Below are 25,944 nucleotides of genomic sequence, written 5' to 3' on the forward strand. Positions count from 1 at the left end.
CTAGGGAGCTCCGCCCTCTCCTGACCTCCGCAGAAACGCGTGACAACCTCCTCCCGACCGGTCGGTCGGGAGGAGGTTGTTGGTTTGTCAGCCTGCCTTTGCGTCGGCTGATGCAAACGCCGCCGCTTGGCTGAGGATTGCCGGGTTGGCTCTCCATCGGGATCGGCTGGCTTCGGGCGCGAGAGACTCACCGCCCGGACGAACGTCGGTGGGAGGCTGCGGGTCGGTGGGGTGGTTGGCGGGTCTGGGGGTAGGTGGGCGTCTGGTGGGGGGCGGGTCGGCCCACGTGGGGCGGGTGACGTGGACGGTGCCTTTGGTGATGGAGATGGTCCAGTTGCCTTGGTGTAGGTCGACGTGGTGTTGGCGGCAGAGGAGCGCGAGGTTCGAGATCTTGGTCTCGCCGCCGTCGATCCAGGAGATCAGATGATGCGCGTCGCACATGATGGGTGGTGCGCCGCAGATCACGCAGCCGTGGTCGCGGGCGTTGAGGGCGCGGCGCATGGCGCGGGTGACGAGTCGCTCGGAGCGGCCGACGTCCAGCGGTTCCGAGTTCGAACCGAGGACCAGCGGGATGATCTTCGCGTCGCAGGCGAGGCGCCGGACTGTGGCGGCCGACAGCCCGTCGCCGTACACCAGTTGGCCGCTCGCGTCCGCGGTGGCTGCCTTCAGATCCTCGAAGTCGATGGTCACCGTCAGCTGGGCCTTGGCGCCGTACCCCGGCACAGTGCCGTCTGCCGATGACGACACGTCCGTCACCTGTCCGGCCTCGACCGCTGCGGTCGCGATGCCGAGGGCGGCGGTCAGTGCGTCGGCCTGGCGCTTGTCGCGGGAGCGTGGGTCGGGCTCGCCGTCGACGGTCTTGTGAGGGCGGGCGCCGGCGTGGATGAGGGCGCGGAACAGTTCGGCGTTCTCGTTGGCGAGGTACCCGCGGAACTTCACCCCACGATCCGCGGGCGTGAGGGTCAGCGACTCGCGACCGTACGCCTTGAGTTCCTCCGGCTCGGGACCGTCGGTGTCGAGGATGTTCCGCATCTGGTCGCCGGCCTGGCGCAGCTCACCCGGTGACATGTGTGCGGCCAGCTTCACCAGCTGCCGCTCGGCGGCGTCGCGCTCGTCGATCGGCACGTCCGCCGGGACGCGCTCCAGCGCGGACACGATCGCGTCTGCCTGCGCGGGCCGCAGCAGCCATGCGTCGGCGTCCGCGCCGTCAGTGTCCGCGTCGTCGGCCACCTCGTCAGCCCGGTCGAGGGCATCAGGTGACGCGCCGGTCCGGTCGAGGGCAGCGGACACAGCCGGGTACTTCGACAGCGCCTGCGCGAGTCGGAGCGTACGGCGGGCTGTCTGCGCGTCCAGGCGGTAGCGGAAGCGCAGCAGCTCAGCGGTGTCCCGAGCGCCGAGCTCAGCCGCGTACCCGGTGCTCTCGATGCCGGCGACCACACTCAACCGGTAAGACTCCATCCGGGCGATCTCAGCATCCAGCGCGTCGAGAGTCGACAGCAGTTCGCCGCCGCCCATCGACCACACCGGCCGCTCGCCCAGGAGTTCCATACCTCGACCCTAGGCGGCTCCGCCGACGATCAACGAACCAGAATCCCCTTATTCTGTGGGCAATCCGTGGGCCCACGCAGTCAACAGACCTGCCAGCACTTCCTCCGCGTGGAGGGACGGCAACGAGTGATGGGTAGCGGTCTCGAGCTGTACGACGGTGGCCGCCGGGCTCAGCGTGGTGACGCGGCGCGTGAGCCGGGCCGGGTCCTGGCTCTTGCTCCGGCCGGCGACGAAGACCAGGGGAGCGATGGCTCGCAGCTGGTCATCCGTGGGGCGTTTGGTGCGAACGAAGGGGGTGGAGGGTTCCTCGGCGGCCAGACCTGCGAGTTCGAGGACCTGCGGGTCGACAGGTAGGCCTTGGGTCTCCCAGCGGAGGAACGAGATGCTCCGGGCACGGGACGGGCGGAGGATGCCCGGTAGCGCGCGGAGGATGTAGGGGATGCGCAGACCGGTGTAACAGTCCGTCGGGTCGAGCAGCGCCAGCCGATCCACGCGCTCAGGGTGGGCGATCGCGTAGGTCAGTGCGATCCACGCGCCGTACGAGTGACCGCAGAAGGTGGCCCGGTCGATGCCGAGGCCATCGAGGACGCCCGACAGCCACAGGTGCAGGTCGTCCGGCATCTTCGGCGTACGGCCGGTGTTGGTACTGCGGCCCGCGTCGACGATCAGGTCGATCGCGTACACCCGGTACTGCTCGGCGAGCTGCGGCGCGACGGCGAACCAGACAGGTGAGGTCGCGCCGTGTCCTGGAAGCAGTACGACGGGCGGGCCGTCCGCGGGTCCGCAGGCGTTGACGTGCGTCGTGCCGAACTCGTCGGTCAGCTCGAGTTGCTCGACCGGTACGTCCCAGCGGGTGAGGAGAGCGTCGTACGCGTCCTGGAAGGTCATGTCGCCGAGAATAGCTCACTGAGTGAGGTAATCTACCGGGCATGCGTGAAGGAGTGATGCCGGCCGACCCCGAGCGGGCGGCCGCGCTGGAGTTGGTGCACCGGCTGCGGGACATCGTGCTCAGGTGGGAGCTCGCGATCGGGGAGTTCGCCAGGACGACCGGGCTGCACGCCACCGACGTACGCGCGCTGGTGAGCCTCCTGGACGCCGAACGGGCCGAGGTGGAGGCCACGCCCAGTTGGCTGGCTCAACAGCTCGGAATGACCTCTCAGGCCACGACGGCCGTCATCCACCGCCTGGAGGCTGCTGGGCATCTCGAACGCCTCAGGAGCCGCACAGACGGCCGCAGCGCTCGCCTCCAGGTCTCCGACAGCGCCGTCGACCTCGGCTGGCAGTTCTTCGGCCCGCTCCTCGACCGCATGATCACCACCACCCGGACCCTCGACCCCGACCAGCAGAGGCTCGTGAAGGGCTACCTGACCGCGGTCTCGGAAGCGCTGGGATAAACGAAAGGGCCCCGGCGAGTGCCGGGGCCCTTTCTCGTTCGGTACTTCGTCAGCTGCGGTCGCTGGTGACCTCGCGGTAGGTCTCCGTGTCTTCCGTCAGCTCGTGGATCTCGTCGGCGTCGTGCGCGTGCTCGTGCGCCTCTTCGAGCTCCTGTGCGGTCGGCTTCTGCACCGCGTCGGCGAAGTAGAACCGGGACAGTGCGGCACGGGCCTTGTTGAGGGCCCGGCGCGGTGCGCGTACGCCGTTGTCGTCGGTCTCCGGACCGATCTCGTGCGGTACGACGCGGTCCCGTGCGGTGAGCGAATACGCCTCGTACGTCGAGATCGGCTGGTGCTTCTCGGTGTACTTGCCCTCGGGCGAGCGCACGATGACACCGGTCTCGAGGCCGTGGGTGAGCCGCGCGTAGTCGGCCCGCTGCAGCGAGATCGCCCAGCGGCGCGCCACCCAGAAGGCCAGGATCGGCCCCAGGATCACCGCGAACCGCAGGAACCAGGTCACGTGGTTCAGCGAGACCCCGAAGTGGGTCGCGATCAGGTCGTTACCGCCACCGATCCACAGCAAGGCGTAGAAGGTGATGAACGCGACGCCGACGCCGGTGCGGGTCGGGACGTCCCGCGGCCGGTCCAGCAGGTGGTGTTCGCGCTTGTCACCGCTGATCCAGCCCTCGATGAACGGATACAGCGCGACCAGCGTGACGAACGCGGGCGGGATGATCAACGCCGGGATGAGCAGGTTCCAACCCAGCGTGATACCCCAGAAGTGCGACTCGAAGCCGGGGAATATTCGCACCGCGCCTTCCAGCCAGCCCATGTACCAGTCGGGCTGTGAACCCGCCGTCACCTCTGCCGGGTTGTACGGCCCGTACAGCCAGACCGGGTTGATCTGCATCAGCGCACCCATCAGGGCGGTGACGCCGAAGACCACGAAGAAGAAGCCGCCGGCCTTGGCCGTGTACACCGGGAACAGCGGGTAGCCGACCACGTTCTTCTGCGTCCGGCCGGGTCCGGCGTACTGCGTGTGCTTGTGGTACACGACCAGGAACAGGTGGGCCGTGACGAGCGCCAGGATGATGCCCGGTATCAGCAGCACGTGGACGATGAAGAATCTCGAGACGAACTCGTCGCCCGGGAACTCACCGCCGAAGATGAAGAAGTTCATGTACGTGCCGACGATCGGTGACGCCTGGATCATGCCGTTGGTGATCCGCAGACCGGTGCCGGACAGCAGGTCGTCGGGCAGGCCGTAGCCGATGAAGCCCTCGATGATGCCGAGGAACAGCATCCCGAAGCCGATCAGCCAGTTCAGCTCACGCGGCTTGCGGAACGCGCCGGTGAAGAACATCCGGAGCAGGTGCACCATCATCGCGGCGATGAACAGCACGGCCGCCCAGTGGTGGATCTGCCGGACCAGCAGACCGCCGCGGACGTCGAAGGTGATGTCCAGCGTGGAGGCGTAGGCCTCCGACATGTGCAGACCCTTGAGCAGGCTGTACGAGCCGTTGTACTGGACCTCGGCCATCGACGGCTTGAACCAGAACGTCAGGAACGTGCCGGTCAGGATCAGGATGATGAAGCTGTAGAGCGCGATCTCGCCGAGCATGAACGACCAGTGGTCGGGGAAGACCTTCCGCAGGTTCTTCTTCCCGATCTTCGCGATGCCCAGCCGATCGTCGACCCACTTGACCGGACCCGGAAACTCTGTGTTAGCGGACACGTTTGTCACCCTCGTTCCCAGAAGCTAGGGCCGACCGGCTCGGTGAAGCCGCTCTGCGCAACCAGATAACCCTCGCTGTCCAATGCCAACGGTAGCTGAGGCAGCGGCCGGGCCGCAGGCCCGAAGACGACCTTGGCGCTGTCCGACAGGTCGAAGGTCGACTGGTGACACGGGCAGAGCACGTGGTGGGTGGTCTGCTCGTACAGCGAGATCGGGCAGCCGACGTGGGTGCAGATCTTCGAGTAGCACAGGATGCCGTCGATGCCCCAGTTCTCCCGGCCGGGCTTGGTGCGGATCTCGCTCGGCTTGATCCGGACCACGATCACCGCGGCCTTGGCCTTGGCGTTCTGGTACGCGGTCGGGTTCTCCTCCTGCAGCGGGGCCAGGTTGGCCGGCGCCGCGTTGACCAGCTGGCCGACGATCAGGTCGGACGGCTTGATCGGGCGGTCGGTGACGTCGTTGACGACCCGGATGCCCTTCGCCCAGATGGTGTTGTAGAGCGCCCGGCCCGGCAGCGGGCCGAGGTCGCGCAGGAAGATGATGGCCGGCAGCCCGAGCACACCCAGCGCGCCGATCAGCGAGTTGCGGATCATCTTGCGCCGGCCGAAGCCCGACTCGGCCGTGCCCTGCTGGAACGCCTCGGTGATCTCGGCGATCTGCTCCGGCGACGAGTGCGCCGCGTGCCGGTCCTCGGAGATCTCCTCGTCGACCATCAGCTTCTTGGCCCACTGGATCGCACCGGCGCCGATCAGGAACAGCGCGAGCCCGATGCACAGGCCCATGACCATGTTGTTCGCGTTGCCGGACAGCGGTCCGAACTGGAGGGTCGAGTTCCGCGAGATCGCGAAGTACGCGACACAGGCCCCGAGCACCAGCAGCGTGGCCAGGCCGAACATCGCCGAGACCTGCCGCTCGACGCGGTCGGCGGCCTTCGGGTCGATGTCGGTGATCCGCGGTTCGTGCGGCTCCAGACCCGGGTCCGGAATCGGCTCGGCCACCTCGACCGCGCCGTGGTGCTCGCCGTCGTCCTTCACCGCCGGAAGGTTCTTGTCGTCACTCATGAGCCTTCGCTCCCTTGGCCTTGACGCCCTTGGCGCCGATCCAGACCGCTACGCACACCAGCAGGCCGATGCCGACGAGCCAGCCCCACAGACCCTCGGAGACCGGGCCGAGCCGGCCGAGGCCGAAGCCGCCCGGGTCCTTCTGATTCTGCAGTGCCTTCAGGTAGGCGATGATGTCGGCCTTGTCCTGCGGCTGCATGACCTGGTCGGAGAAGACCGGCATCTGCTGCGGGCCGGTCAGCATGGCCTCGTAGATGTGCTTCTCACTGACGCCCATCAACGACGGCGCGTACTTGCCGTTCGGCAGCGCGCCGCCGCGACCGGCGAAGTTGTGGCAGGCCGTGCAGTTGGTGCGGAACAGCTCGCCGCCACGGGTGATCTGCTCGTCGGTGGCCTTGCTCACGTCGTACGAGTCCTGCGCGGGGACCGCCGGGCCGGGGGCCAGCGAGGCGATGTACGCGGCCAGGGCCTCGATCTCCTCCTGCGTGTACGCCGGGGTCTTGCGCGGGATCTGTGCGCCCGGCTGCATCGCGGGCATCCGGCCGGTGCCCACCTGGAAGTCGACCGCGGCGGCGCCGACGCCGATCAGCGACGGGCCGGCCATCTTGCCCGCGCCGTTCCCGCCGCCCTCGGCGTTCAGGCCGTGGCAGCTGGAGCAGCCGACCGAGAAGAGCTTCTTGCCCTCTTCGATCTGCTGGGACTGGGCCGAGTTGTCCGCCACCGCGTCGTCAGGGGCGAAAGCGGCGTACGCCGAACCCACTGCCAGGAGGCCGAACAGGAGCACGACGAGGCCGGCGGACCGGTGCCGTCGTCGCGCGGAGAGAAAGCGCGCCGGTGACAAGGAAGATCTCTTCTCACTCATTTGAGCAGGTAGATGGTCGCGAACAGGGCGATCCAGACCACGTCGACGAAGTGCCAGTAGTACGACACGACGATCGCCGAGACGGCCTGTTCGTGGGTGAACTTTCGAGCCATGTACGTCCTGGCCAGGACGAACACGAAGGCGATGAGGCCGCCGGTCACGTGCAGCGCGTGGAAACCGGTGGCCAGGTAGAAGACCGAGCCGTAGGCGGTGGACGAGATCGTCAGACCCTCGTGCACCAGCCCGGTGTACTCCGTCACCTGACCGGCGACGAACACGGCGCCCATGATGTACGTGAGGATGAACCACTCACGCATGCCCCAGTTGCGCGGGTTCGTCAGCGAGCCGATCCGGCCCACCTTGCCGTGCTCGGCGGCGAACACGCCGGCCTGGCAGGTGAACGACGACGCGACCAGGATGAACGTGTTCACCGAGGCGAACGGGACGTCCAGGAGGTGCGTCGACACCTGCCACAGCGTCTCCGTCCCCGGAGCCGCGGCGGCGGTCGTTACCGACCGGATCGTGAAGTACGCCGCGAACAGTGCGGCGAAGAACATCAGTTCGCTCGAGAGCCAGACGATCGTGCCGACACTGACCATGCTGGGACGGTCGTGGTGTCCGTGTTCACGAGACGCTGGGAGCGCGGTTGCAGTGGCCACGCCGTCATTATGTCGGTCCTCGCGTTCAGCGCTACGACCACCCCCGTGCATGTCGTGAACCGGGTGTTCCTACTGTTGAAGAGTGCTTCCCCTCCACGCCACGCCCGGCGACCAGATCGAGCCGCTGACACCGGTCCGGTTGCTGACGGCATGGACCTTCGAGCCGGTGTTACTCGGCGTGATCATCATCCTCGGCGGCCTCTACTTGTACGGCGTCCACAAGCTGCGCAAACGCGGTGACAAGTGGTCCCGGGCGCGCACGTTCGCGTTCGTCGGACTGGGCCTCGGGAGCGCCGTGATCGCCACCCAGTCGGCGCTCGGCACCTATGACACGGTCCTGATCAGCGTGCACATGGTGCAGCACATGATCCTGTCGATGCTGACGCCGCTGATGCTGGCGCTCGGCGCGCCGATCACGCTCGCGCTCCGAACGCTGCCGCAGCGGCCCCGGAAATGGTTGCTCTCCGTGTTGCATTCGCGGATCGCCAAGGTGCTGTGCTTCCCGTTGATCGGCTTCACGCTGTTCGTCCTGAGCCCGTGGGCGCTGTACTTCAGCGGCTGGTACGACGCGACGTTGCACTCCGCCGTACTGCATGACTTGTTGCACCTGCACTTCATCCTGGTCGGGTCGCTGTTCTTCTGGCCGCTGCTCGGGCTGGACCCGGTGCCGGGCCGGGTGATCTATCCGTTCCGGCTGATGCTGACGTTCCTGACGCTGCCGTTCCATGCGTTCCTGGGCATCACGATCATGTCGGCCAACAAGCTGATCGCCGAGGACTGGTACACCAGCTTCGGGCGGTCCTGGTCGCCGTCGCCGCTGCGGGACCAGTACATCGCCGGCGGTCTGTTGTGGGGTTCGGGTGACCTCGTCGGCGTGGTGTTCTTCGCCGTACTGTTCGTCCAATGGGTGCGGGAGTCGCAGCGCGAGGCACGCCGCGAGGACCGGCGCCTGGACCGGTTGGAGGAACAGGCTCGCCGGGCCGAACAGTCGCCCCGGTAGCATTCGGCGTGTCCAGTCTTCTTTGAACAAGCTTGGGATGGATCGATGAGTTCAGAGCGTCCGCTGAAGGTCCTGCTCTACAGCGACGACCGTACGACGCGGGAGTCCGTCCGGCTGGCCCTCGGCAAGCGTCCGGCGGCCGATCTGCCCGAGCTCGAGTACATCGAGTGCGCGACCGAGCCGGCCGTGATCAAGACCATGGACAAGGGCGGGATCGACCTCGCCATCCTGGACGGCGAAGCGGTGCCGGCCGGCGGTCTGGGCATCGCCCGGCAGCTGAAGGACGAGATCTTCCAGTGCCCGCCGATCCTGGTCCTCACCGGCCGTCCGCAGGACGCGTGGCTGGCGACCTGGTCGCGCGCCGAGGGCGCGGTCTCTCATCCGATCGACCCGGTCCGGATGGCCCAGGTCACCGCGGACCTGCTCCGCCTGCGGCTGTCCAAGCTGCCCGCCACCACCGCCTGATCCATGACCGCTTACACCTGGCCTCAGGTGCTCGGGCCGCTGATGCGGCGCGAAGACCTGGAGGCCTCCGCCACTGCGTGGGCGATGGAACAGATCCTGTCGGGCGCGGCGACGCCGGCGCAGCTGGCCGGGTTCGTGATCGCGCTACGGTCCAAGGGCGAGACGGTCACCGAGGTCGAGGGCTTGGTCGCGACCATGCGCGACTTCGCCACCCGGATCACCGTGTCAGGCCGGACCCTCGACGTTGTCGGCACCGGCGGTGATCAAGCCCACACGGTGAACATCAGCACGATGTCGGCGATCGTCGCGGCCGGCGCCGGCGCGAAGGTCGTGAAGCACGGCAACCGCGCGGCCTCGTCCGCGTGCGGCGCCGCTGACGTGCTCGAGGAGCTGGGGATCCCGCTCGACCTCACCGGGCCGCAGGTGGCCGAGGTGGGGGAGCGGGTCGGGATCACGTTCTGCTTCGCGTCGGCGTTCCACCCGGCCCTGCGGAACGCGGCGGTGCCGCGGCGGGAGCTCGGCGTACCGACGACGTTCAACCTGCTCGGCCCGCTGGCGAACCCGGGCGATCCGTCCGCGCAGGCGGTCGGGGTTGCGGACGGGCGAGTGGCCGGGCTGATGGCCGGCGTGCTCGCGCGGCGTGGGATCGACGCGCTGGTGTTCCACGGCGACGACGGGCTCGACGAGCTGACCACGCGTACGACGTCGCAGGTGTGGGTCGTCGGCGGCGGGAAGGTCGAGGGACCGGTCACGCTCGATCCGCGCGAGTTGGGGATCGCGCCGGTGTCGGCGGATGCGTTGCGGGGCGCGGACGCGACGTACAACGCGAAGGTTGTGCGGGCCCTGGTCGACGGCGAGCCGGGGGCGGTGCGGGACGTCGTACTGCTGAACGCCGGGGCCGCGCTGGCGGCGTACACGCCGGAAGAGGGTTCTGTGACGGCGCGGATCCGGGCCGGGATGGACCGGGCTGCCGAGGCGATCGACTCCGGTGCCGCGAAGGACGTGCTGGACCGGTGGATCGCTGCTTGCGCTTCGGTGCGCTGAGTTTGCTTGCGGAGGGCCGGCGGGGTTGACCCGCCGGCCCTTTCGTCATTTGTTGATCTGGATCTGGCTGACCTTGTGGCGGTACACGCTCTGCCAGGCGGAGGTCGATCCGGCGATATCGGCGATCGCGACATCCGCCGTACCGTCGCCGCGGTCGATCACCGAGATCATCACGGTGGAGTAGGTCTCCGCGAGCATCGGCACCTTGACGACGACCTTGGCGACGAGCTCGTGGCCGGGGTGGCCGTTCACCGTGATCGCCTTGTGCGTCGTGCCCTTCATCACCTGCGCGTCCTTGTCGTACAGGTTGATGATCGCGCGCGAGCCGATCTGTACGGCGGCTTCCCTCAGGCCTGCCGCGGTGTTCTTGTACGGGATGTCCGGCGGAAGCTGGCCGAAGGCGGTGTAGTTGCCCCAGGACGCGCCCTTGCCGTTGTAGTTCTTGTGGACGGTGAGCCAGATCGCGGCCCCGCCCCACAGGCCGGTCGTCTCGCCGTAGTTGCCCCAGGCCGAGCTCATGATCGGCATCGTGTCGTTGTTCGAGGCAACCATCGAGGTCCCGAGCACCTTGCCGTACGGCGTCGGCGTCTCCGACGGCTTCACCGACGGGCTGACAGTGTCGATCGGCGCACCACCCGACGGCAACGCGACCGGACTGACGGCATCCGCCTTCGACCAGATCCAGCCCACGCTCAACCCGGTCGTGGCAAGAGCCGCCACAACCAACACAATCGCCCCAACCAACCGAGCCCGCCCACCAATCCCAGGCAGCCCCCCACTCCCGCCATCTCCACCCCCACCAGGCAACCGCCCAGCACTTCGCGAGCCACTCACACCCGCAGCGTGCGCACCGCCCGCACCCGCAGCATGCGAGCCAGCCGCGCCGGCAGCGTGTGATCCGGCCTGGCCAGCAACGTAAGAGCCCGCTGCCCCAGCTGCGGCTCCAGCTGCCTGCGCACCGGCGGCGTGTGAGCCTGCTGCTCCGGCAGCATGTGCTCCGGCCTGGCCGGCAACCTGAGAGCCTGCTGCGCCGACCGCCTGTGCACCGGCAACTCCAGCTGCCTGCGCACCTGCAGCCGTGCCAGCGTGCGCACCGCCCGCGCCTACTCCCGGCCCAGCCGCACGCGAGATCGTCTGCCCAAGCGACGGTTGTCCAGCCGCACCGGCCTGCTGCGGCTGCCCGGCATGCTGCCCATGCTGAGGCCCAGTAGCTTGCGTCTGCCACCCAACCTGCCGAGGCCCACGCGAAGGCGCACCCTGCGGCGGCCCCCACATCTGCCCACCTTGCGCCTGCCCACCTTGCGGTTGCCCGAGGGACGGTTGCTGGGGAGCGCCATAGGCGGTCTGGTCCTGCCCAGACGGTTGTCCAGCTTGCGGGTGTCCAGCCTGCGGCTGGGCGACGGGCGGTTGCTGGGGAGCGGCATGGCCCGGCTGACCCTGCCCAGCCCACGGCTGGGCGAAGGGCGGTTGCCCAGCTTGCGGCTGGCCGGCTTGTGGTTGCCCAGCCGGCGGTTGTCCGAGGGGTTGCTGCGGAGCGGCATTGCCTCGCTGAGCCTGGCCGGCCTGTGGCTGACCAACAGGCGGTTGCTGCTGACCTGCTTGCCCCGGCTGGTGCTGACCTAGGTGTGGTTGCCCGGCATGAGCCGGACGAGCGTGCCCCGGACCTGGCTGACCTGGGCCCGGCTGTCCGCCGCTCGTCGTACCCGCCTGCGCCTGGGTCGCCTGTGGGCTACCGCCCACCGCCTGACCCGACCACGGCTGTCCGCCCTGACCCGGGGCTACCTGACCAGCACGCGGTTGACGTCCGCCCGGCTGACCTACGCCTGGTTGTCCGGCGTTGGTCGTACCCGCCTGGCCCTGGTTCGGTTGTGAGCCTCCGGCGACCGGCTGACCTGGCCACGGCTGTCCGCCGTACTCCGGGCCTACCTGGCCCGTGCCCGGCTGTCCGCCGTTCGTCGTACCCGCCTGGCCCTGGTTCGGCTGTGAGCCCCTGGCGCCTGACTGACCTGGCCGCGGCTGGCCGCCGTACTCCGGGCCTGCCTGGCCCGTGCCCGGCTGAGCTGGCCATGGCTGGCCGCTCTGACCTGCGCCTGGCTGACCTGCCGGCTGCGCCGGGCCTACCTGGGCCGCGCCTGGTTGCTGCGGCGGCTGGGCTGGGTGTGGCTGGCTCGTGAACTGCGGGCCTTGCGGTCGGGCTGCGTGCTGCGGTCCTGCGTGTTGCGGGCCGGGTTGCTGGGGAGTGGACTGCTGGGGGTTGGACTGCTGGGCAGGTGGTGGTGCGCCCCACGCCTGTCCGCCCGGCTGCTGGTCGGCCGGCTGTGGTGCCGGTTGGGGTGGTAGTTGCCAGCCTGGGTTTTGGGGGGCTGCGTGTTGGGGGCGGGTGGGGGGCGGTGGGGGTGGGGCGGGGGCGGGGGACTGGCCGAAGAGGGCGTCTGTGGTGTCGGGCGGGGGTTCTGGGGTGTTCTGCGCAGGCTGGATCCACGGGTTGGCGAGGGGGTCGCCGGGTGTGGGTACTGCGGGTGGACCGCCGTCGCCGGTGCGGGGCGGGGTCTGGTCTTCGTTCTCAGCCAACGTTGATTCCCTTGTAGGCCTGGCTCTCGGCCGCCTTGAGGTCTGGGCGGTTGTTGGGGATGCCGCTGATGTAGGCGACCGCCGTACCGTCGCCGAGGTCGAAAACGGCAACCGTCAGCGTAAGCACTCGATCGGTCACTGCCGCCGACTTCGCGGTAACGGTTTGCTGGTAGAACCAGCCCGACTTGTTCGTCCGCTTCACCGCGCCGTTCGCGACCGTCCGGTACGTCGCGGGGATCGATCCGTACATGCTCGTCCGCAGCTGCCCGGACAGCGTCGCCGCGGTCGCCTTCGCGTCGCCGTTGAAGCCCGATCCGGTACCGAGCCCGCCCACGAAGATGTCCGCGGTCCAGTCGTCGGCGCCGCTGACGTGCTCCTGCAGGACGATGTGCTGGCCGCTGGAGTCCAGCAGTTGCTGGACCAGACGCTTGCGGTCCGACCACGGCGGGGTCCGGCGCGGGAACGAGATCGCGTCCGAGGAGATCCGGCCGGTGCCTTCGTGCAGCTTCGGGTTCTTCGACTGGCCCGGCTTGGTGCTGCTCTGGTTCGTCGGCGTACCGCTCGATTGCGGCGGCGTACCAGTCGGGGTCGGATCGGCCTTCTTGTCGTCGCCCCCGCCGGTGATCAGCACGACAGCTAGGACGATCAGCAGCACGAACGCGATCCCACCGCCGACGAACAACGGCAGCTTGGCACCGGACCGGCCGCCACCACCGCCAGAGCTCTTCGACTTCTTGGTCCCGACGCCGGTACTCAGGTCGGTCTGCCCGCCCCAAGCCTCGTTCTCGTCCTCACCCCAAGCCCGCGGCCCCTGCTGCTCCGCCCAAGCCTGCTGCACGCCGCCCTGCTGGCCGCCGTTCTGCTGCTCACCCCAAGCCTGCTGTACGCCGCCTTGCTGGCCGTTCTGCTGTTCACCCCAGGCCTGCTGTGCGCCGCCCTGCTGGCCGCCGTTCTGCTGTTCGCCCCAGGCCTGCTGTACGCCGCCTTGCTGGTCGCCGTTCTGCTGAGCACCCCACGGCGGCTGCTGTTCGCCCTGCCCGTTGCCCCACGGCTGTTGTTCGCCGCCGTGATCGCCCCAGGGTTGCTGCTCGCCCTGTCCGTTGTTCCACGGCTGCTGCTCGGCCTGGTCGTTGTTGCCCCAGGGCTGCTCGCCGTTCTGCTGCATAGGTGCCGGGGTCTGCTGGCCTTGCTGACTCTGGTCCCAGCTCGGCTCGGGAGCCCAGCCGTTGGGGGTCTGCTGGTCGCCGTTCTGCTGTACGGGCCAGCTCTGCCCGCCCCACTGCTGGTCGCTGGCCTGCTGACCGTTCTGCGTCTCGGCAGCCGCCTGCGGACCCCACGGCCCTGACTCCTGTACCGCGTGCTGGTCACCAACAGCCCAGCCGTTGTCCGTCGGCGGCGCGTCATTCCCCGCGGCACCCTGCTGCGGACCCCACGCCTGCCCCTGGTCGGCCTGCCCGGCCTGCGCGCCGCTCCACGTCTGCCCCGGCTCAGTCTGCCCGGTCTGCGGGCCGCTCCACGCCTGCCCCTGGTCGGCCTGCCCGGCCTGCGGGCCGCTCCACCCCTGCCCCGGCTCAGTCTGCCCGGTCTGCGCGCCGCTCCACGCCTGCCCCTGCTCGGCACCCCAGCTCTGGCCCTGCTCGGCCTGTCCGGCGCCCCAGTTCTGGTTCTGCTGCCCGGAGTCCCAGCCCTGGTCCTGCTCGGGCTGCTGCTCAGGCGTCTGCTGTTGGGTGGGCTGGTCGGCCCAGAGTTGGACGGGTACGGGCTGTTCCTGTGTGGCGTCGTCGGCGTCCGGCATGGTCCACAGTGGTGCTGCTGGGTGGTCCGGGGTCTGGAGGTCTTCTTCGTCGCTGGCCTCTACGCCCCACGACGGCTGATCGCTGGACTGCTGTTCCTGCTCGTCGCCCGCCTGGCTGCCCCAGTCCGGCTGTAGCTGCGCGGCAACCTCGGCCGCGTCCGCCGCCTGAACCTCCGGGTCCTGCTCAGTCACATCCGCAGCCGACTCAGCAGCGTCGGCAGTCGCCACAGCACCGTCGGCAGCCAGGACGGCAGCGTCGGCAGCTGGGACGGCAGCCTCGGCAGGCTGGACGGCACCGTTGGCGGCCGGGACGGCGGCGTCGGCAGGCTGGGCTTGTTCCTTGGGCGTCGGAGCGAACCTTGGCTGCTCTGTGAAGCTGACGTCCGACCAGCCCTCGGCCGACTCAGCGGGCGCGGGCTCGGGCGGCGTGGGAGCGAGCTTGAGCGTCCAGCTGGAAGGTTCCTCGGCCTGCACAGCGGGTACGTCGGCAGCCGTCGTACCGAGCTCTGTCTCGAGCTCCTCCTCGGTGACCTCGCGCTGGGTCCAGTGCTCCGGGGGAGCAGGCGCGATCTCCGGCGCACCCCACGTCGCCTGGGCACGCTCTGCCGCGCTCGGCCCGGCGTCCTGGGCAGGTACCTCAGCGGTCACCGCACGCAGACGCGGTCCACCGTTCGCGCGGGTGCCGTCGTCGGTCTGCTCGAGGTCCCAGAGTTGTGGAGTAGCCGTCGGCTGCCACCAACCACCAGACTCCGCCTCGTCGCCCTGAGACTCCTGCACGGACCGCAGCCCCGGACCGGACCCCTCAGCCCCAACCGACTCCTGCCGCACCGGATCCTGCCCGACCGGCTCCCGCCGGCCCGGCTCCGGCCGGCCCGACTCCGGCCGAACCGGCTTCTGTCCGACCGACTCCGGCCGGCCCGACTCTGGCCGGCCCGACTCCGGCCGGCCAGACTCGTGCTGGCCCGACTCGTCGCGGCCCGACTCGTGCTGGGCCGGCTCGTGTAGAGGTTCCGGGTGTTCGGCGGTGTTCTCGTGTTCGATGTCGGTTTCGTTGGTCCACTTCTGGCCGTTCCAGAAGCGGATGGTGTTCGGCTGGCCGGTGGGGTCGGGGTACCAGCCGGCGGGGGGATTGCTCATCCGCGTCCTCGCTCGGCTGTCGCCGCGAGCGCGCCGAACACACCATGCACACCATGCACAAACCCACGAAGTACGCCGTTGTCGGCACGGAACTGGCCCCGGACGTTCATGTGTTCACCGTAACTTCAGCTCGTGTCAGTCGGATCGATCAGAGCGGTCGTCAGACACCGTTCTCTTCGCCGAGGCTGAAGGCCGCCTCCAGGTCGTGGCTGGAGTACGCGCGGAACGCGATATGCGTCTCGGTGCTCACGACGCCGGGCACCCGGTTGACGTGCTCGGGGATGACCGTGGCCAGGTCGTCGTGCCGCGCGACCCGGACGAGCGCGATCAGGTCGAGTCCGCCGGTGACGGAGTACACCTCGCTGACGCCCTCGATCGCCGCCACCTGCTCGGCGACCTCCGGGATTCGTGCGACGTCGGCCTTGATGAACACGATCGCGGTGACCATGCCGTCCTCTCCTCAGAGCTCACACTTCAACCGGCTGAATCATAGTGTGGTCGAGGCCCCGCAACGCCCTCGCCGTCGCTTCGTCCGCGGGCAGGAACGCCTCCATCCGCAGTTCCGACACGGTCACGTCGATCGCCGTGCCGAACCTGGTCAGCGTGGTGATGAGGTGTAGATCACCGTGCTGCGAGCGGAGATGGAGCGGTACGGCGAGTCCCAGGTGGTCGGGCGCCGGCCGGGGCGGGACCAGAGCGGTGAGCTCGTGGATCAGGGCGACGGCCGCGGGTGACGGGTTCTGTGCGGCCTCGCGGGTCAGCGCGTCGATGACGTGCCAGGACCATTGGGCGAAGTTGACGATTCGGGGCGCGAGGCCGCCCGGATCCAGCAGCAGCCGGGGGATGTTGATCGGTCCCGTCAACAGGCGATCGTCCACGTCGGCGGTGAGGACGTGGAAGGCGTTGTTGGCGAGGACCAGATCGCCGTTGCGGTCTACGACCACCGCCGGATACGGGCGGTGCCCCTCGAGGATCGCCTCCAGCGCGGTGCGGATCGCTCCGAGGCCAGGCGCGCCGTACGGCGTCTCGTCGTACGCCGGCGCGTAGCCACCGGCCACGAGCAGCTGGTTGCGCTCGCGCAGCGGAACCTGCAGCGACTCGGCGAGCCGGATGATCATGTCCCGACCCGGCGCCGATCGACCGCTCTCGATGAAGCTGACATGCCGCTGCGTCGTCCCGGCACGGATGGCCAGCTCGAGCTGGCTCACTCGTCGTCGGGTCCGCCACGACCGCAGGTCCGCGGACAGCTCTGATTCCATGCCGCAGTTCTAACGCACGCCACCGACAATCCATACCCAGCAGGGAATTGTCGGCCTACACACACGCCCGGCAAGGTCGTACCCATGAACAGCAAAGACCTGGCGAACCGCTATGTAGCAGTCTGGAACGAGCCCGACGCCGACACCCGCCGCAAGGCGATCGAGGAGCTGTGGACGGAGGACGGCGTACACCTCCTCGAGCCGCCCGAGGACATCGCCAAGCGCGCGACCGAGATCGGCGTGACCGCAAACCTGGAGGCCCGTGGCCACGATGAGCTCGTACGTCGGGTCACCCGCGCGTACGACGAGTTCGTCGCACCTGGCCAGTACGAGTTCGTGCCGCACGGCGAGCCGGCCGCGCTCCGCGACCTGGTGAAGCTCCGCTGGGCGATGGTCCCGGCCGGTGGGGGAGAGGCCCTTGCCATCGGCATCGATCTCCTGCTGCTCGCCCCTGACGGCCGCATCCTCACCGACTACCAGTTCATCGAGGCTTAGGGGGTGTCTGATGGTTCCGCGCCTACTGCGGGGCACTCGGCACGGCACCTCGCCGCACGGGTGCAAAGGGAACGATGCTCCGCATCGACCCCTTCGCCCCCGCGCGCCGATGCACCGTGCCGAGCACCTCCTCGCTACGGCGCGGAACCATCAGACACCCCCTAACCCACCCGAGCAGGACCCAGCGGGCGGAGGTGGCGGCGGCGTTCGGTGGGGTGGTGGTGGGCGTCGGAGTGGGAGTTGTCGAGGCGGGTGAGGTGACGGCCGGCGCCGCTGACCGGGCAGGTCCAGGTGCCGTCCATCTCGACCAGGCGGACGCCGGGGAGCTCGAGCCAGCGCAGGATCAGCTCGATCTCCTCCGGCGACGCGGCTGCCACCGGGCCGATACCCGGCAGCACGGTCTCGGCCGAAGCCCTGAGCATCTCGAGATGCGGGCGCGGATCCGTGCCGCGTGGCGTGAACCCGGCCGCCGCGAGCCGACCACGCCGGATCACATGCAGCTCCCAGCCACCGTCCTCGGTCCGCCGGGCCGCACAGATCTCGGCGCATCCGGTCACCGACGCCATCCGTTGCATCCGCGCCGAACTCCGCACGAACGCACTCAACCGATCCCGATGTACGGCGGCATCCTCGAACCGCTCGTCCGCCGACAAGAGGTCGATCCGCCGGTCCAGCGCCTCGACCACCGGCGTCGGATCCACAGTCAGCGCAGTCCGCAGCCCCGCCACGAACTCGCCGTACGAATCCATCGAGATCCGCCCGTCGCACGGCGCCACGCAGCGACCCATCTCGGCCAGCACACAGGGCGACAGCGAAGGGTGCTTCGACATCCGCGCGGTGCACTGCCGGATCGGGAACGCCTCGTGCAGCGCGGCCATCGCCCGCTCGGCCGTCTTCCGCGAGCTGAACGGCCCGAGGTACCCGGCGTCGTCGTCACGCACCTGTTTGACCAGCGACAAGCGCGGAAACGGCTCGACCGTGACCTTCAGCCAATGCTGCCGCTCGGGAAACTTCGACCGCCGGTTGTACCGCGGCTTGTGCTCCCCGATCAGCCGCAGCTCCCGGACCTCGGCCTCCAGCGGCGTACCGCACTCGATGCCGCGGACGCCGGTCGCGATGCCGACCATCTCGCCGATCCGGTTACGGGTCTCGGAGGCCGTGAAGTACGACCGGACACGGGTGCGCAGGTCCTTCGACTTCCCGACATACAGCACCTCGCCGCGGTCGTCGGTGAACAGGTACACACCCGGTGCGTGCGGCAACGACTCGGCGAGGTGGCGCTTGGCCCGCACCGCCGGCGCGACCCGCGACGAGTACGTCTGCAGGTCCTCCAACGTTTGCACGCCCAACGACCCGACCCGCTCGAACAGCCCATGCAGCACGTCGACCGTCGCGCGCGCGTCCGACAGCGCCCGGTGGTTCGGCGTGACCGTGGTGCGGAACAGTTTGGCCAGCGTCCCGAGCTTGCAGTTCGGCGCCTCGTCCGGGGTGATCACGCGCCGCGCCAGCAGCGCGGTGTCGACGACGGCGAAGTCGGGCCAGTCGTATCCGTGCACGAGGCTCTCGTGCTTCAGGAAGCCCATGTCGAACGGCGCGTTGTGCGCGACCATCACGCACCCGTGCGCGAACTCCAGGAACGCCGGCAGCACCGACTCGATCCGCGGTGACGTGGCAACCATCGAGTTCGTGATGCCGGTCAGTACGGCGATGAACGGCGGGATCGTCTCCGATGGGTTGACCAACGTCTGGAACTCGCCGACCACCTCACCGGCCCGCACCTTCACCGCGCCGATCTCGGTGATGCCGCCCTCGCCGGGTGGATTGCCCGTCGTCTCGAGGTCGACGACGCAGAACGTGATGGCGTGCAGCGGCGTACCCAGGTCGTCGAAGCTGTGCTGCACGCCGCGGATCGGCATCGCTGGATCCGCGGCCTGTGCACGCCCTGGGCTGGTCATGGTCACGACGCTAAGAGCCGCCACCGACAATTCCGCAGGTGACACGCCTGCGAGTCGACTAGGCTCTCTGTATGCGTACACAGGCGATCACTGCGAATCAGGGCCACCAGCCCATCCGCTGTGGTCTGCGTCACTGGAGCACGAGCGTCCAGGTTGCCGTTCCAGCCGGACTGCGGACCGGTGACTGAGGCCGGCACCGCCGCGAGCTCCGCCGCTACGACTTTGCCTGAACCGGTCCGGCAACGCGTCCTCAACCTCGCCGCACATGCACTCGGTCAGCTCCCTGCAACTGACATCCCGGCACCGCTGCGCCGTTTCGCCAGCTTCGCGCCGGCGAAACGGGCCAAGCTGTCCGCCTCGGTGCTCGGTCCGATCCTCGAGACCGACGAACACTTCCGCAAGCTGACGGCCTTCGAGGTACGGCGGGAGCACCCGGAGCTCGGCGACGCCGTTGCGGACGGCGTACCGGTCCCGGCGGCCGACCCGGTCGAGGTGGCCGCACTTGCGTACCTGCTCCGCCCGGACGACTGGGAGCAGCACATCGCAGCGGCCGCCCAGGTCCCGGTGGAAAACCCGCGCGCCGACGACGAGGCCGTCCACCGGCTCGCCGACCAGCTCGATCAAGCTCGCACCGAGACTCGTCAGGTCCGCGAACGTCTTCGTGAACAGGTCAACGAGCTCAAGGCCGAGAACGTCACGCTCCGCCGCAAGCTCAACGAAGCACGGCAGAAGATCACCGGTCTGCAGACCGATCTCGAGCAACGCACCAAAGAGGCCGAGACCGCCGACGAACGCGTCGATGCCGCCCGCACCGAAGTTGAGCGGGAGCTGCGCAAGCTTCGGAGCCGGATCACCGAGCTGGAAGCAGTCGAGCACGCGGCCCGACGTACGGCGGGACAGGAGCGGGAGCTTGCAACGACGCGCACCCGGCTGCTGCTCGACACGTTGCTAGAGGCAGCGAGTGGGCTGCGTCGTGAGCTTGCGCTGCCGCCCGGGGGAGAGCTCCGCCCCGCCGACACAGTGGCCGGTTCAGAGCCCGAAGCGGCTCCGGTCGGACGTACGGCGCCTGAGGACGACCCGGCCTTGTTCGACGAGTTGCTGGCGTTGCCGCAGGTGCATCTGATCATCGACGGCTACAACGTGACGAAGACCGCCTGGCCGAACTCACCGCTGCATTCGCAACGTCAGCGCCTCGTCACTGCGCTGGGTGCGTTGGTCGCGCAACGTCGCGTCGAGATCACGGTGGTCTTCGACGGCGCCGAGTTGTCGGGCCCTGTGCAACTGAATCCGCCGCGCGGGGTGCGGGTGCGATTCAGCCCGGCCGGTGTGATCGCCGATGACGTGATCAGGCAACTTGTCCGCGCCGAGCCTCCGGGCCGGCCGGTTGTGGTCGTGTCGACCGACCGCGAAGTTGCCGAAAGCATCATCAAACTCGGCGCCCGCGCACTCTCCGCGACCAGCCTCATCTCACGCATCGCTCGCACCTGACAACAGAAATTGTCGGCGGGGTTCTCTAGCGTCCTTCTCAGCCGGATGCAAGTCCGGGTGCTTCCCCACTTGGAGGATGTTGTGCTGATCGACTGCGACGCCTGTGTGATGAAGGGTCCGGGCTGCCAGGACTGCGTGGTGACGGTCGTGCTCGGATTCGCTGCTGAGCGGGCCGGCAGCCTGCGCATCGACGACGACGAGCTGGCCGCGCTGGACGCCCTCGCCGATTCCGGCCTGGTGCCACCGTTACGCCTAGTACACGCCGTCAGCAGTGTCGAGCTTGATGCTGCTGCCCAAAACCCTTCCGACGAAGGCGAAACGATCGTTGGGTCGGGATGACGCTTCGTTAATTTTCGATCAAACCCGAGGGGCGAATTGCACTGGTCACGAAACGGTCACTACTGTTACGTCTCGTTGCCTCAGGGTGTCGGCCGCTCCGGCCGACCGGGCAGCGGCAAGCCGAGGGAGTGATCCGGCGAAGCCCACGGACTGATCGTCCGTGGCGGGCCTGATCAACGGGGACGGCGCGAGCAGAGGAAGGGACCGACCGGGCTGTGTCCATCGGACGCATCAACCGCACCAAGGGAATCGCCCTCGCCGCCATCACCAGCACCGCTGTCGCTGCGGGAGTGATCCTGATCCAGGGAGCGGCCAACGCCGACCCCGCGCCCACGCTGGCGGAGGCGAAGAAGCAGGTCGCCGAGCTGCAGCACCAGGCCGAGGTGTCGGGTGAGTCGGCGAACGACCTCCGCGGGCAGATCAGCGCCTCCGGTGCCAGGGTGAAGGCGCTGCAGACCGCGATCGCCAAGCAGCAGGGCCAGGTCGACGGTGTGAAGCGGCAGATCGGATCCCTCGCGGTCGCCGGCTACCAGACCTCGGGCATCTCGACGACGGCGCAGCTGCTGCTGTCGACGAACCCGGACCAGTTCCTCAGCCAGGCCTCCACCGCCCAGGCCTTCGCCGGCCAGCAGAACTCCGCGCTGCGTCGCTACCAGGTCGCCCAGGGCAAGCTCACCGACCTGCAGGCCAGCGAGCAGACCGAGCTGGCCGCGTTGCAGGCCGTGCAGGCCAAGCAGGACGCGTTCAAGACGCAGCTCCAGACGAACCTCGACAACGCGGAGAAGGTGCTCGACAAGCTCAGCGCCGCCGACCGCAAGCGGATCGAGGAAGAGAACGCCAAAGAGGCCGAGAAGGCGCGCAGCGAGCGCCCGACCCGCGGCGGCGACCGGGAAGACACGGACCTGCCGAACGTGCCGGCCAGCGGCCGTGCGGCGATCGCGGTGAACGCCGCGCTGTCCCAGCTCGGCGACCCCTACGTCTGGGGCGCCGACGGCCCCAGCTCCTACGACTGCTCCGGCCTGATGATGTACGCCTGGGGCAAGGCCGGCGTCTCGCTGTCGCACTCGTCGAAGGCGCAGACCGGTGAGGGCCGCCACGTCAGCAAGTCCGACCTGATGCCGGGCGACCTGATCTTCTACTACTCCCCGGTCAGCCACGTCGCGATGTACCTCGGCAACGGCCGGATCGTGCACGCCCCGCGTCCGGGCAAGAGCGTCGAGATCGCCCCGATGGACGAGATGCCGTTCAACTCCGCGGTCCGCCCGGGCTGACCTGCGCCCTTGACATACTCTGCGGCTCCGGGGGATCCCTCCCCCGGAGCCGATTCATTTGATGACGTAATGTCGGAGGAGGCCGGGTGTCCCGCCTGACTGGGGCAGGTGAGCAGCGAAGGGTCGAGGTGATCGACGATCAGGGCGACACGGTGCCGCTGCCAGTGATCCCGTCAGCCGATGACCCACGGGAGCCGAGTGGCCACCGGCAGATGCAGATCCTCAAGAAGGTCGCTCTCGGTGTCGCCGTCTGTCTCGTCGCCGGAGCCGGGTACGCCGGTCTGCGGCAGGTCGCCAACGCGCCCGCCGACCCGAACGGTTCGCCGGCGCACTCGCATCCGGGCACCTCGGCGACACCGGACCAGGCCGAGGCCGGAGTACGCCGGGCCGTCGCGGGCGAGGCCGTCCTGCAGAAGATGACCGACGCGGTCGAGAACGACAACCGCACCGAGTTCCTGGACACCATCGACCCGAAGGCCACGGACTTCCGGGGCAGCGCGCGGACGATCTTCTCGAACCTCACGACGCTCCCGATCAGCACCTTCCAGTTGCGCTACGTGAGCGACGACCCTGGCGCGCTGACGCCGGACCGGCAGACCCAGCTCGGCGGCACCCAGTCCTGGCTGGCCCAGGTCGAGGTCTCCTGGCAGCTCTCCGGGTACGACGTGAAGCCGGCCCGCGAGACCCTTCCGGTGACGTTCGTCACCCGCGACGGGACGACGTACGCCGCGTCGTTCTCGGAGCGGTTCGCGGCGGGGCAGCGGCGACCGGTGTGGGCGCTCGGCCAGGTCGAGGTCGCCAAGGGCAAGCACAGCCTGGTGGTCAGCCTCGGCTCGGAGTCGGAGGCGAAGAGCTACGTGTCGGTCGCCGACAAGGCGGTCGAGTCGGTGACCAAGGTCTGGGGCAAGAACTGGCGGCAGAAGGTGATCGTCTACCTGCCCGCCAAACAGGCCCAGATGGAAGGCATCCTCGGCGCCCAGCCGAACACGTACACCCAGATCGCCGCGGTCACATTCGCCGAGCTCGACTCGCCGGCCGTCGGCGCGCCGGTGCGGATCGTGGCCAACCCGAAGCTGTTCGAAGAGCTCGGCAAGCAGGGCCGCCGGATCGTGCTGACCCACGAGACCACCCACGTCGCGTCGACCGCGACCGCTTCGCCGGTGCCGTTGTGGCTGGCGGAAGGTTTCGCGGACTACGTCGCGTTCACCGCCGTGCCCGTGCAGGACGAGTCGGCGGCGAAGGAGCTGTTCAAGGCGGTCCGCGCCGGGAAGGTGCCGACCACGTTGCCTACGCCCGAGGCGTTCGCCGCGTCGGCGACCGAGCTGCCGCAGGCCTACGAGTCGGCGTGGCTTGCGTGCCGGCTGATCGCCGAGCATGACGGTCAGGCCAAGCTGGTGAAGTTCTACCGGGCTGTGCACGCCTCGAAGAGCTCGACCGGTCTCGCGGACGCATTCAAGTCGGTGCTGGGCACGACCGAGGCCGAGTTCGTCGCCGACTGGCAGAAGTACCTCGAGAGGCTCGCCGGTGCCTAAGCCGGCCGGCCGGTCGGCTCCCTGGATCGCCGCCGGCGTGCTCGCCGTCGCGCTCGTCTTCACGATCGCCGTCACGACTCCGTGGCACCTGATCGACCTGCCGGAACCCGATGCCACGCTGGACTTCACAACCGCCGAGATCGCCCGCCAGAACGCGTTCCGTCACGAGATCCTGCCGTGGTCGACGGCGTCCTGGATCATCTCGCTCGTGGTCCCGCTGGTCATCGGCTTCACCCCGCTCGGCCGCCGGTTGTACGACGCTCTGCACGTCCGGCTCTGGTTCATCGCCGTACCGATCACGGTCGCCGGCGTCGTCCTGATCACGAGTCTGCTCACCGTCCCGACCGACGTCTTCGCGGAACGGGTCAGTCTCAAGTACGGCCTGTCGGTGGAGAACTGGCGGCTGTGGGTGTGGGACCGCGGCGTCAACTGGGCCATCACCTCGCTCGGGCTCGCGGTGGTCGCCGTCCTCCTGATGGCGTTCGCGAAGATCTGGCGGCAGCGCTGGTGGTTGCCTGGGGCAATCGTTGCGGCGCTGCTCGTGCTCGGCGTCTCGTTCGCGTACCCGGTGCTGATCGAGCCGCGGTTCAACCACTTCACGTCGATGCCGGCCGGTGCCCAGCGCAACGAGTTCCTGGACCTGGCCAAGCAGGACGGCGTACCGGTCAAGGACGTGCTCGTCGCGGACGCGTCGAAACGGACGACGGCCCTGAACGCGTACGTCTCCGGCTTCGGCTCGACCCGTCGGCTGGTCGTCTACGACACGCTTCTCAAGGACACCCCGCCCGCGCAGGTACGGCTCGTCGTCGCGCACGAGCTCGGTCACGCGGCGGAGGACGACGTACTGCACGGAACGCTGATCGGCGTTCTCGGTACGGCGTTCGGTGTCACGCTGCTGTACTTGCTGCTCGGGAACCGGATGGCCGATCCGCGGCGGGCCGCGCTGCTGGTCGCGTTGATTGCCGCCGCGACGACGCTGGCGAGCCCGGTGCAGAATCTGGTCAGCCGAAAGATCGAGGCCCGCGCCGATTACCACTCGCTGCGGCTGACGAACGATCCGCAGAACTTCGTCGCGATGCAGCACGACCTGGCCGTGCAGAACATCTCCGGTCTCGACCCGAGCCGCTGGCGGTACTGGATGTTCGCCGACCACCCGACCCCGCCGGAGCGGATCGCGATGGGCCGGGCCTGGGGGACCGAGAACGGCGACCCGGTCCCGCCCCTGGTCAAGCGATGACCGTCCTGGTCGTCACCAACGATTTCCCACCACGCCAAGGCGGGATCGAGACATTCGTCCGCTCCCTCTGCGACGAGCTCCCGGACATCGTCGTCTACACCTCCCGAGAGCCGGGCGACACGGCGTACGACGCCACGCTGCCGTTCCCGGTGATTCGCGACCGTACGTCGATGTTGTTGCCGACGGCACGTACTACGAAGCGCGCCGTCGGACTGATGCGGGAGCACGGCGCGGATCGGGTCCTGTTCGGGGCGGCGGCACCGCTGGGGTTGATGGGGCCCGCGCTGCGCCGGGCGGGGGCGCAGCGGATCGTCGCGATGACGCATGGGCATGAGACCTGGTGGGCCGGCGTACCGGGAGCTCGGCAGGCTTTGCGGCGAATCGGGGATGCGGCGGACACGCTCACGACGGTGTCGTCGTGGTGTGAGGAGCAGATCGTCCCAGCCCTTTCCCCGGCAGCGGCTCAACGCGTACGAAGGCTGACGCCGGGAGTGGACACGCACCGCTTCGCCCCGGGCTGTGGTGGCGAGCAGGTGCGCAAGGGGCTCGGTCTGGAAGGCGTCCCGGTGGTCGTGTGTGTATCGCGGCTGGTTCGGCGCAAGGGGCAGGACACGTTGATCCGGGCGTGGTCGCGCGTTCGCCAGTCTGTGCCGGGCGCCACGCTGCTACTCGTCGGTGGCGGGCCGGATCGCGAGTACCTCGAAGAGCTGGCGTCGGCGGCCGGGGTCGCGGAGTCGGTGGTGTTCACGGGTGCGGTGCCGTGGGCCGACATCCCGCCGTACATCGATGCTGCTGATGTGTTCGCGATGCCTTGCCGGACAAGGCGGTTCGGGCTGGAGCCGGAGGCGTTGGGGATCGTGACGTTGGAGGCCTCGGCTACCGGAAAGCCGGTGATCGTGGGGGATTCCGGGGGAGCGGCTGACACGGTGAGACACGGGGAGACGGGGTACTTGGTCGACCCGCACAACCCGGTCGCCGTAGGTGTGCGCGTTGTGGAGCTGCTGACGAACGCCGGGCACCGTGATGCTTTGGGTGCGGCGGGGCGCGAGTGGGTCACTCAGGAATGGTCCTGGGGGAGGTCCGGTGCGGTGCTGCGGGAATTACTGGACAGCTGATGC

At 68.9% G+C, this 25,944-nt stretch carries 25 protein-coding genes; 13 read left to right on the forward strand and 12 right to left on the reverse strand.

What is annotated here, in order from left to right; translation table 11 throughout:
* Positions 1-87: 87 nt before the first annotated feature.
* Positions 88-1,548, reverse strand: coding sequence for a DUF222 domain-containing protein (locus ACQPYH_RS16065; RefSeq protein WP_432892102.1), 1,461 nt, complete (start codon positions 1,546-1,548; stop codon positions 88-90).
* A 48-nt stretch (positions 1,549-1,596) separates the two neighbouring features.
* Positions 1,597-2,436 (reverse strand): alpha/beta fold hydrolase, encoded by an 840-nt coding sequence (locus ACQPYH_RS16070; RefSeq protein WP_432892105.1) that lies wholly within the window; start codon positions 2,434-2,436, stop codon positions 1,597-1,599.
* Between the two features lie 41 nt (positions 2,437-2,477).
* Here ACQPYH_RS16070 and ACQPYH_RS16075 point away from each other — a divergent pair, with 41 nt between their 5' ends.
* Positions 2,478-2,942 (forward strand): MarR family winged helix-turn-helix transcriptional regulator, encoded by a 465-nt coding sequence (locus ACQPYH_RS16075; RefSeq protein ID WP_432892108.1) that lies wholly within the window; start codon positions 2,478-2,480, stop codon positions 2,940-2,942.
* A gap of 49 nt (positions 2,943-2,991) precedes the next feature.
* On the opposite strand, the gene qcrB is transcribed toward ACQPYH_RS16075, so the two are convergent.
* Genes qcrB through ctaE form a run of 4 tightly spaced genes read right to left on the reverse strand, consistent with a single transcriptional unit; the run spans position 2,992 to position 7,178 of the window.
* Entirely contained in the window at positions 2,992-4,656 is a 1,665-nt protein-coding gene (qcrB, locus tag ACQPYH_RS16080; RefSeq protein WP_432892111.1) for a cytochrome bc1 complex cytochrome b subunit, read from the reverse strand.
* 5 nt (positions 4,657-4,661) lie between these two features.
* Complete coding sequence (gene qcrA / locus ACQPYH_RS16085; protein ID WP_432892114.1) at positions 4,662-5,717, reverse strand: cytochrome bc1 complex Rieske iron-sulfur subunit; 1,056 nt, start codon at positions 5,715-5,717, stop codon at positions 4,662-4,664.
* Positions 5,710-6,579 (reverse strand): cytochrome bc1 complex diheme cytochrome c subunit, encoded by an 870-nt coding sequence (gene qcrC / locus ACQPYH_RS16090; RefSeq protein WP_130446767.1) that lies wholly within the window; start codon positions 6,577-6,579, stop codon positions 5,710-5,712. The genes qcrA and qcrC overlap by 8 nt, the downstream gene beginning before the upstream one ends.
* Complete coding sequence (gene ctaE, locus ACQPYH_RS16095) at positions 6,576-7,178, reverse strand: aa3-type cytochrome oxidase subunit III (protein WP_432892117.1); 603 nt, start codon at positions 7,176-7,178, stop codon at positions 6,576-6,578. The genes qcrC and ctaE overlap by 4 nt, the downstream gene beginning before the upstream one ends.
* A 142-nt stretch (positions 7,179-7,320) precedes the next feature.
* Here ctaE and ACQPYH_RS16100 point away from each other — a divergent pair, with 142 nt between their 5' ends.
* Genes ACQPYH_RS16100 through trpD form a run of 3 tightly spaced genes read left to right on the forward strand, consistent with a single transcriptional unit; the run spans position 7,321 to position 9,747 of the window.
* On the forward strand, positions 7,321-8,238 hold the full coding sequence (locus tag ACQPYH_RS16100) for a cytochrome c oxidase assembly protein (RefSeq protein ID WP_432892120.1): 918 nt from the start codon (positions 7,321-7,323) through the stop codon (positions 8,236-8,238).
* A gap of 45 nt (positions 8,239-8,283) precedes the next feature.
* Positions 8,284-8,703 (forward strand): Rv3143 family two-component system response regulator, encoded by a 420-nt coding sequence (locus tag ACQPYH_RS16105; protein ID WP_130446764.1) that lies wholly within the window; start codon positions 8,284-8,286, stop codon positions 8,701-8,703.
* Between the two features lie 3 nt (positions 8,704-8,706).
* A complete protein-coding gene (trpD, locus tag ACQPYH_RS16110; RefSeq protein ID WP_432892124.1) occupies positions 8,707-9,747 on the forward strand; it encodes an anthranilate phosphoribosyltransferase in 1,041 nt (346 codons plus the stop codon).
* 45 nt (positions 9,748-9,792) lie between these two features.
* Here the strand turns inward: trpD and ACQPYH_RS16115 are convergent, their stop codons facing one another.
* Together ACQPYH_RS16115 and ACQPYH_RS16120 are read right to left on the reverse strand one after the other, a co-directional pair.
* Positions 9,793-10,467, reverse strand: coding sequence for a hypothetical protein (locus ACQPYH_RS16115; RefSeq protein ID WP_432892126.1), 675 nt, complete (start codon positions 10,465-10,467; stop codon positions 9,793-9,795).
* A gap of 110 nt (positions 10,468-10,577) precedes the next feature.
* On the reverse strand, positions 10,578-10,793 hold the full coding sequence (locus ACQPYH_RS16120) for a hypothetical protein (RefSeq protein WP_432892128.1): 216 nt from the start codon (positions 10,791-10,793) through the stop codon (positions 10,578-10,580).
* Between the two features lie 325 nt (positions 10,794-11,118).
* Between ACQPYH_RS16120 and ACQPYH_RS16125 the strand changes: the two genes are divergently transcribed.
* Both ACQPYH_RS16125 and ACQPYH_RS16130 read left to right on the forward strand, forming a co-directional pair.
* Positions 11,119-11,370, forward strand: a complete 252-nt coding sequence (locus tag ACQPYH_RS16125; protein WP_432892130.1) for a hypothetical protein — start codon at positions 11,119-11,121, stop codon at positions 11,368-11,370.
* Positions 11,371-11,385: 15 nt separating this feature from the next.
* Entirely contained in the window at positions 11,386-11,619 is a 234-nt protein-coding gene (locus tag ACQPYH_RS16130) for a hypothetical protein (protein ID WP_432892132.1), read from the forward strand.
* Positions 11,620-12,310: 691 nt separating this feature from the next.
* Here ACQPYH_RS16130 and ACQPYH_RS16135 read toward each other — a convergent pair.
* The 3 genes from ACQPYH_RS16135 to ACQPYH_RS16145 all read right to left on the reverse strand — a co-directional run bounded on the left by ACQPYH_RS16135 (position 12,311) and on the right by ACQPYH_RS16145 (position 16,509).
* Entirely contained in the window at positions 12,311-15,250 is a 2,940-nt protein-coding gene (locus ACQPYH_RS16135; RefSeq protein WP_432892134.1) for a hypothetical protein, read from the reverse strand.
* 160 nt (positions 15,251-15,410) lie between these two features.
* Entirely contained in the window at positions 15,411-15,698 is a 288-nt protein-coding gene (locus ACQPYH_RS16140) for an Lrp/AsnC family transcriptional regulator (RefSeq protein WP_130446761.1), read from the reverse strand.
* 19 nt (positions 15,699-15,717) lie between these two features.
* Positions 15,718-16,509: a helix-turn-helix domain-containing protein gene (locus ACQPYH_RS16145; protein WP_432892136.1), complete on the reverse strand. Its 792-nt coding sequence runs from the start codon at positions 16,507-16,509 to the stop codon at positions 15,718-15,720.
* Positions 16,510-16,593: 84 nt separating this feature from the next.
* Between ACQPYH_RS16145 and ACQPYH_RS16150 the strand changes: the two genes are divergently transcribed.
* Positions 16,594-17,004 carry a hypothetical protein gene (locus tag ACQPYH_RS16150; RefSeq protein WP_432892137.1) on the forward strand — a complete coding sequence of 137 codons (411 nt, stop codon included), beginning with the start codon at positions 16,594-16,596 and terminating at the stop codon, positions 17,002-17,004.
* 161 nt (positions 17,005-17,165) lie between these two features.
* Here ACQPYH_RS16150 and ACQPYH_RS16155 read toward each other — a convergent pair whose 3' ends face one another.
* Positions 17,166-18,959 carry a DEDD exonuclease domain-containing protein gene (locus ACQPYH_RS16155; RefSeq protein ID WP_432892139.1) on the reverse strand — a complete coding sequence of 598 codons (1,794 nt, stop codon included), beginning with the start codon at positions 18,957-18,959 and terminating at the stop codon, positions 17,166-17,168.
* A gap of 180 nt (positions 18,960-19,139) precedes the next feature.
* Here ACQPYH_RS16155 and ACQPYH_RS16160 point away from each other — a divergent pair, with 180 nt between their 5' ends.
* The 6 genes from ACQPYH_RS16160 (at position 19,140) to ACQPYH_RS16185 (ending at position 25,941) form a co-directional block, all read left to right on the forward strand.
* Positions 19,140-20,447 (forward strand): NYN domain-containing protein, encoded by a 1,308-nt coding sequence (locus ACQPYH_RS16160; RefSeq protein WP_432892141.1) that lies wholly within the window; start codon positions 19,140-19,142, stop codon positions 20,445-20,447.
* A gap of 81 nt (positions 20,448-20,528) precedes the next feature.
* Positions 20,529-20,786 carry a hypothetical protein gene (locus ACQPYH_RS16165; protein WP_130446756.1) on the forward strand — a complete coding sequence of 86 codons (258 nt, stop codon included), beginning with the start codon at positions 20,529-20,531 and terminating at the stop codon, positions 20,784-20,786.
* A gap of 215 nt (positions 20,787-21,001) precedes the next feature.
* Positions 21,002-22,057, forward strand: a complete 1,056-nt coding sequence (locus tag ACQPYH_RS16170) for an NlpC/P60 family protein (RefSeq protein ID WP_432892143.1) — start codon at positions 21,002-21,004, stop codon at positions 22,055-22,057.
* Between the two features lie 86 nt (positions 22,058-22,143).
* On the forward strand, positions 22,144-23,589 hold the full coding sequence (locus tag ACQPYH_RS16175; protein ID WP_432892145.1) for a hypothetical protein: 1,446 nt from the start codon (positions 22,144-22,146) through the stop codon (positions 23,587-23,589).
* Positions 23,582-24,826 carry a M48 family metallopeptidase gene (locus tag ACQPYH_RS16180; RefSeq protein ID WP_432892147.1) on the forward strand — a complete coding sequence of 415 codons (1,245 nt, stop codon included), beginning with the start codon at positions 23,582-23,584 and terminating at the stop codon, positions 24,824-24,826. Before ACQPYH_RS16175 ends, ACQPYH_RS16180 begins: the two co-directional genes overlap by 8 nt.
* Positions 24,823-25,941 carry a glycosyltransferase family 4 protein gene (locus ACQPYH_RS16185; protein WP_432892149.1) on the forward strand — a complete coding sequence of 373 codons (1,119 nt, stop codon included), beginning with the start codon at positions 24,823-24,825 and terminating at the stop codon, positions 25,939-25,941. Before ACQPYH_RS16180 ends, ACQPYH_RS16185 begins: the two co-directional genes overlap by 4 nt.
* The last annotated feature ends 3 nt before the right edge of the window (positions 25,942-25,944 follow it).

The sequence above is a fragment of the Kribbella sp. CA-245084 genome, from assembly GCF_050942355.1.
In the GTDB taxonomy this organism is placed as follows: domain Bacteria; phylum Actinomycetota; class Actinomycetes; order Propionibacteriales; family Kribbellaceae; genus Kribbella.

Bases quoted from the DNA above. Each gene is read 5' to 3' on its own strand.
- ACQPYH_RS16105 (WP_130446764.1), top strand. From the start codon at position 8,284: ATGAGTTCAGAGCGTCCGCTGAAGGTCCTGCTCTACAGCGACGACCGT.
- ACQPYH_RS16075 (WP_432892108.1), top strand. From the start codon at position 2,478: ATGCGTGAAGGAGTGATGCCGGCCGACCCCGAGCGGGCGGCCGCGCTG.
- qcrA (WP_432892114.1), bottom strand. From the start codon at position 5,717: ATGAGTGACGACAAGAACCTTCCGGCGGTGAAGGACGACGGCGAGCAC.
- ACQPYH_RS16140 (WP_130446761.1), bottom strand. From the start codon at position 15,698: ATGGTCACCGCGATCGTGTTCATCAAGGCCGACGTCGCACGAATCCCG.
- ctaE (WP_432892117.1), bottom strand. From the start codon at position 7,178: ATGGTCAGTGTCGGCACGATCGTCTGGCTCTCGAGCGAACTGATGTTC.
- qcrC (WP_130446767.1), bottom strand. From the start codon at position 6,579: ATGAGTGAGAAGAGATCTTCCTTGTCACCGGCGCGCTTTCTCTCCGCG.
- ACQPYH_RS16065 (WP_432892102.1), bottom strand. From the start codon at position 1,548: ATGGAACTCCTGGGCGAGCGGCCGGTGTGGTCGATGGGCGGCGGCGAA.
- ACQPYH_RS16185 (WP_432892149.1), top strand. From the start codon at position 24,823: ATGACCGTCCTGGTCGTCACCAACGATTTCCCACCACGCCAAGGCGGG.
- ACQPYH_RS16155 (WP_432892139.1), bottom strand. From the start codon at position 18,959: ATGACCAGCCCAGGGCGTGCACAGGCCGCGGATCCAGCGATGCCGATC.
- ACQPYH_RS16145 (WP_432892136.1), bottom strand. From the start codon at position 16,509: ATGGAATCAGAGCTGTCCGCGGACCTGCGGTCGTGGCGGACCCGACGA.
- ACQPYH_RS16150 (WP_432892137.1), top strand. From the start codon at position 16,594: ATGAACAGCAAAGACCTGGCGAACCGCTATGTAGCAGTCTGGAACGAG.
- trpD (WP_432892124.1), top strand. From the start codon at position 8,707: ATGACCGCTTACACCTGGCCTCAGGTGCTCGGGCCGCTGATGCGGCGC.
- ACQPYH_RS16070 (WP_432892105.1), bottom strand. From the start codon at position 2,436: ATGACCTTCCAGGACGCGTACGACGCTCTCCTCACCCGCTGGGACGTA.
- ACQPYH_RS16130 (WP_432892132.1), top strand. From the start codon at position 11,386: ATGAGCCGGACGAGCGTGCCCCGGACCTGGCTGACCTGGGCCCGGCTG.
- ACQPYH_RS16135 (WP_432892134.1), bottom strand. From the start codon at position 15,250: ATGAGCAATCCCCCCGCCGGCTGGTACCCCGACCCCACCGGCCAGCCG.